Annotated in this window: 1 protein-coding gene; it reads right to left on the bottom strand. The window is 62.9% G+C overall.

Features of this window, described 5'->3' with window-relative positions; translation table 11 throughout:
* Window positions 1-43: 43 nt before the first annotated feature.
* On the bottom strand, window positions 44-615 hold a 572-nt coding region (locus INT12_RS31000), incomplete at its 5' end, for an acetaldehyde dehydrogenase (acetylating) (protein WP_193041245.1).

The raw sequence follows: 615 nt of genomic DNA, 5'->3' as shown, positions 1-615 counted from the left end.
CACGTCGGAGATGTAGATTTTCTTACCGTTCATGTCGCTCTCCTCAGGCCTGTTGCATCGACTGCGCCATGCGCTCGGCGGTGGCCAAGGCTGCGGAGGTCATGATGTCGAGGTTGCCAGCGTAGGCTGGCAGGTAATGGGCGGCGCCTTCGACTTCGAGGAACACCGAGGTTTTCAGGCCGGAGAATTTGCCCAGGCCAGGGATGTTCAACGGCGCGTCTGCCGGAATCACGTCGAACTGCACGTTTTGCTTGAGGCGATAGCCCGGCACATAGGCCTGCACGGCCGCCGCCATCTCGACGATGGACGCTTCGACCAGCGCCTGATCCGCCGCTTCGGACAGCACGAACACCGTGTCGCGCATGATCAACGGCGGCTCGGCCGGGTTCATCACGATGATCGCCTTGCCCTTGGCCGCGCCGCCGATCACTTCGATGGCCTTGGACGTGGTTTCGGTGAATTCGTCGATATTGGCGCGGGTGCCGGGCCCGGCGGATTTACTCGCGATCGAGGCGACGATCTCGGCGTAATGCACCTTGGCCACGCGCGACACCGCGGCGACCATCGGGATAGTCGCCTGGCCGCCGCAGGTGACCATGTTGACGTTGAGCTGAT

Source organism: Pseudomonas sp. K8 (assembly GCF_014889455.1).
In the GTDB taxonomy this organism is placed as follows: domain Bacteria; phylum Pseudomonadota; class Gammaproteobacteria; order Pseudomonadales; family Pseudomonadaceae; genus Aquipseudomonas; species Aquipseudomonas veronii.
Note: the sequence above shows the minus strand (reverse complement) of the source record. Positions and strands in the feature narration are given on the sequence as shown.